This is a genomic window from Trichocoleus sp. ST-U1 (genome assembly GCF_039961835.1).
Taxonomy (GTDB): Bacteria; Cyanobacteriota; Cyanobacteriia; order Cyanobacteriales; family FACHB-T130; genus FACHB-T130.
Genome location: NZ_JAMPJZ010000150.1, coordinates 1 through 4,560, shown reverse-complemented (window position 1 = coordinate 4,560; position 4,560 = coordinate 1). Strand labels below are relative to the sequence as shown.

Here is a 4,560-nt window from a genome sequence, read left to right as displayed (position 1 = left end):
CGCTTTTGCTTTGGCTCAAATTCCCAAAGCAGAATACTGGATTGTGGGAGATGGACGGGAACGGCAACAATTGGAAGCGATCGCTCACTCACTGGGAGTGGCGGATAAAGTTCGCTTCTGGGGCGCTTTACCGCGCCAGGAAACCCTATCTAAAATCGGGCATTGCCACGTCCTCGTTCATCCCAGCCTGCACGAATCTGGGGGATTTGTCTGCGCGGAAATGATGGCGGCGGGGCGTCCAGTCATTTGCTTGGATCTGGGAGGGCCAGCGGTACAGGTAACGGAGGAAACTGGGATTAAAGTGGCTGCGATAAATCCCGAACAAGTCGCACGCGACGTAGCTGCTGCGATGACTCGTTTAGCGGAAGATCCAGCGTTACGGGTGCGAATGGGACAAGCGGGACAAAAGCGGGTGAAGGAAGTCTTTGATTGGGATCTCAAGGAAAGGCTTTTGCTCGATTTGTATGAAAAAAGGCTATCTCAGTCCGCTATCGTCCCTTCACTTGCTAAAGGCTTGACGGATCAAGGGTGAATGCAGGCGTCGATGAGTTCTTCGATACCATTGATAGGCAAGATGGGTGTACCCAACTCAGTGGCGAGTTGTTCCACAGTCATGTCATCCAGGAAGCAAGAATCGCCATGTTTTAGCATGACTGAGGGGAGGAGAATGCGATCGCCCAAATCTCTTCCCTTTAGTTTCAGCAAATCTTGACCCGTTAACAAACCAGTGACGCTAATCTCTTGTCCCCAGTATTCGCTACGCAACGCCGCCAGATTTACTTGCAGTCCTTGCACTTGATTCAGACGTTGCAAGATAGGCTCAAAGGCTTTTTCCACTGCATTCCCCACCACCCAAGTTAATTTTTGGGATGTTTTTAAACGTCGCGGCAATTTTTTCGCGGCAACCTGCTGAAATTCCTTGAGAAATTGGCGAATCGAACCGACTCCATTGCCGATTTGAGGATAGTCTTCGTAGTCTGATTCAGGCGGTAACTCTTGCCCAGCAATTAAAAACCACTCGTCGGCTAACCAGGCGAAAGTAGATCCCATCTGGGTGCGGAATTTCTCCTGAAGTGCCTGGACTTGCAAAATCACTTCAGCGGCTTTCTGGGGCGTCACTGGGGTTAGTTCGTCTTCGGTTGGACGGAAACGTGTCAAACCGACCGGAACTACTGCCACAGAGGCGACAGCCGGGATATCTCCCTTGTGAAAAGAGGCTAAATCCCCCAGGGTAGTCTCTAGGTGAACGCCATCGTTGATGCCGGGACAGAGAACAACCTGGGCATGGATTTGCAGACGCCGTTCTTGAAACCACCGCAGTTGCTGCAAAATCTCAGCGGCGCGGGGATTTTTTAACAGGCGGCTGCGGACTTCTGGTTCGGTAGCATGGATGGAAACGTAGAGGGGAGAGAGGCGCATCTGCTCAATCCTGTCCCATTCCCTCTGGGTGAGATTGGTCAGAGTTAAGTATGAGCCATAGAGAAAGCTGAGGCGGTAGTCGTCATCTTTGAGATAAAGCGATCGCCTTTTACCGGGAGGCTGTTGATCGATGAAGCAAAAAGGACAGCGGTTATTACACTGAATTAAGCCATCAAATAGGGCAGTTTCAAATTCCAACCCCAAGTCATCGTCGTAGTCTTTCTCAATTTCCACTGAGTGGCTTTTGCCAGCAGTATCTAAAACTTCCAGTTCCAGCACTTCATCCGCACACAAAAACTGGTAGTCAATAAGGTCGCGGGGGCGCATCCCGTTGATGGAAACAATTGCATCTCCCGGTTCAAACCCGACTTCGGCAGCAATGGAGTCGGGGAGGACTTGGGTAATTAAGGCTGGACGAATAGAAATCTCGCTCATAAAACTAGGAGGAAACGAACCGCTTCAGGCACGGAGGGAGGAGAAGAAAAAGTAATTAAATATTAGGGATTAGTTTGACGAAGATCGCGCCCAAGATAGCTATTCCAAATGCTAACCGATACCAAATAAATACCCACGTACTCTGGGTTTGCAGGAAGCGCAGCAGCCACGCGATCGCAAGATAGGAAAATACCCCGGCTGAGATGACTCCCGCCACCAGAGACAGCAGTCCACCCTCTCCCAGCCCTGTTTCTAGAACATCTTTTAATTCCACTAACCCCGCCAGGGTAATTGCTGGGATTCCCAATAAAAAAGAAAAGCGTGCAGCGGTTGCCCGTTCTAAATTCATAAATAGTCCAGCAGTCAGGGTAGAGCCGGAGCGAGAAACACCGGGAATTAGCGCCAAAGCTTGCGCCAAGCCCATCAAAATGCCATCTTGAAGTGTTAATTGCTCAAAGTTACGCTTTTTCTTGCCAATGCGCTCGGCAATTCCCAACAATAAAGCCATGAAAATAGAGGCAATGGCGATCGCTGCCATACTCCGTAACGGGGAGTTGTCAAAGTCGGGAATAAACTTTTTGATCAGCAGTCCAAAAAAGAGGATGGGTAAGGTTCCCAAAACGATTCCCAGTGCCATACGGAAGTCGTTGGATTCGTAATTCTTGTGAGCGATCGCCTTAAAGGCACCCGTTGTAATTTGTGTCAAATCCCCCCAGAAATACCACAGCACTGCGGCAATACTGCCCAGCTGAATCACGGCGGTAAAGGCGACTCCTGGATCGCCCCATCCCAGCACCACCGGCACCACCTTCAAATGCGCCGTACTGCTAATGGGCAGAAACTCAGTCAACCCTTGCACCATGCCCAGGACTACCGCTTGAAAGATATTCATCTGAGGTGTGGTTGCGGCAACGGGTGCCACGTCTTGCGCCCTTACCATCGCTTCTAAGGGGAAGGTCAACACAGTGCTGGCAGCACCGACACGAAGAATCGCCAATTTTTTACGTTTTGATACAGCCATGAAATCCTCTAATAAGCAGCATTCCAGACAAGTCAGCCTTTCTTCTTTCTTCTTTGCGAGTCACCGGCAGAGGCATCTTGCGCCACTACACATAACACAGGCATTACATAAGACGAGCAATTTTTAGAAAATCTCCGACTCTCAACGCCGAGTTTCTCCCAACTTCCCATTCATTTTCTGCCACCCTACTCCGAAAAGCCACTTGTATTGCTCAATAAAACTCAGCTAAGATTTCTATATCCCCCCCTAGGGCATTTTTCCTGTGATATCGTAAAAGATGTAAACTAAAGTAAAGAATATTAACAAAATCTTGTTTAACGATACCTGGTTTTCTAATTCATCTTCTTCTGTCCCTGGTAATCTCCCCCAGCCAAGTAAAACTCTGTTGGGGTTTTTTGATTGGGGAATCGGCACCCGCCAAGCTTGGTTAGTTTTCGCAGCTGCGTCTTTTCTGGTATCCGTGCCAGTGTTTGTGCAAGCCCCTTTAGTGCGGCTGCTACCAGAACTGAGTTTAGTAATGACAGCTGGGTGGGTTTGGCTGAGCGTGGTTCTCAGACGGCGTCCTGCGACTCATGTGTGGGGAGATTTGCTGCTGGGATTTAGCTGGAGTTGGTTGGCAGGGTCGATTTATTGGGGCTGGCTGCGCTGGGAACCCACGATCCACTTGCCGGTGGAAGCAATTGGTTTACCGTTTGCCTTATGGTGTTTGACCCGCCGTTGGGGTCTTGTCGGCAACCTATTTTATCTTGGCTCCCTGTTTGGCACGGCAGTAACAGCTATATACTTCTACTTAGCTGGTTTGATTCCACACTGGCGAACCGTCATGCAAGTTGCACCAAGCGAGGCATCACTGGTTTTTCAAAGTGCGATCGCTCAAGTCAGCACCCCCTGGGGAACCAGTTGGGCACTCGTGCTTCTCGGAATCCTGTTAGGCGTTGGTCTGGTACCATTGCGATCGCGCCAGCTGCATTGGTGGGCGTTTGGTGGAGCCGTTTTGAGTACAATCTTGGTAGACGGTCTGTTTTGGCTGGCTGCTACTATGGCTTAAAAATATCTTGAAAGTGTCCCCTGAAAAATTTATTCATGTCGGGACATCTAGTTACAAAGGTTCCCAAATTACCCATCAAGCTCCAGAAGAAAGCTAAAATTTAACCACTCCATACGATGCGTCGTTGCTTCTCTAGCCTGTGGTGACTTTGCGACCCACTCCTTACTTACTCCTTCGTACCGAGTCCGGCAATCGCTATCTCCCCTTGGTAAGTAGTAACTGCTGGACAGTTGGTCGCAGTGACGACAACAATTTTGTGTTGCCGGATCGTTGGATTTCTCGCAACCATGCAATGTTGCAATGTACTGAAACCGGCGAGTTCTACCTAATTGACCTAGGAAGTCGCAACGGCTCCTTTGTCAATGGCAGACGAGTCAGTATTCCGGTTACTTTACGCAATGGCGATCGCCTTACCTTTGGTCAGACGGATCTAGAGTTTCACTGTCCTACCGCCAACCGCAACAATGAGCCATTGCCAAGCGGGGACAAGGATACACTGACTTCGACTTTGCACGTACGCCGTCTGATGTCAGTCATGGTGGTAGACATCCGCGACTTCACAGTTCTCACCCGGCAACTAGATGAAAAAATATTATCGGCGGTGATCGGTACTTGGTTCCGCCATGCAGGAAATATT

General features: G+C 49.6%; 5 protein-coding genes. 3 read left to right on the top strand and 2 right to left on the bottom strand.

The window, feature by feature from the left end:
* Positions 1-532 (top strand): glycosyltransferase family 4 protein (locus NDA06_RS26230; RefSeq protein ID WP_348251938.1); only part of this gene is annotated, 532 nt, incomplete at its 5' end.
* On the opposite strand, the gene NDA06_RS26225 is transcribed toward NDA06_RS26230, so the two are convergent.
* Positions 523-1,854 (bottom strand): TIGR03279 family radical SAM protein, encoded by a 1,332-nt coding sequence (locus tag NDA06_RS26225; protein WP_190985374.1) that lies wholly within the window; start codon positions 1,852-1,854, stop codon positions 523-525. The two genes, NDA06_RS26230 and NDA06_RS26225, sit on opposite strands and share 10 nt — an antisense overlap.
* A 55-nt stretch (positions 1,855-1,909) precedes the next feature.
* Entirely contained in the window at positions 1,910-2,875 is a 966-nt protein-coding gene (locus NDA06_RS26220; RefSeq protein WP_190985373.1) for an undecaprenyl-diphosphate phosphatase, read from the bottom strand.
* Positions 2,876-3,257: 382 nt separating this feature from the next.
* On the opposite strand from NDA06_RS26220, the gene NDA06_RS26215 reads away from it, so the two are divergent.
* Together NDA06_RS26215 and NDA06_RS26210 are read left to right on the top strand one after the other, a co-directional pair.
* On the top strand, positions 3,258-3,923 hold the full coding sequence (locus NDA06_RS26215; RefSeq protein ID WP_348251939.1) for a DUF3120 domain-containing protein: 666 nt from the start codon (positions 3,258-3,260) through the stop codon (positions 3,921-3,923).
* A gap of 139 nt (positions 3,924-4,062) precedes the next feature.
* Positions 4,063-4,560, top strand: a 498-nt coding sequence (locus NDA06_RS26210; protein WP_348251936.1) for an FHA domain-containing protein, incomplete at its 3' end; no start/stop codon positions are given.

What these genes read in the sequence shown, in the direction of transcription:
- NDA06_RS26225 (WP_190985374.1), bottom strand. Translation starts at nt 1,854, where the DNA reads ATGAGCGAGATTTCTATTCGTCCAGCCTTAATTACCCAAGTCCTCCCC.
- NDA06_RS26220 (WP_190985373.1), bottom strand. Translation starts at nt 2,875, where the DNA reads ATGGCTGTATCAAAACGTAAAAAATTGGCGATTCTTCGTGTCGGTGCT.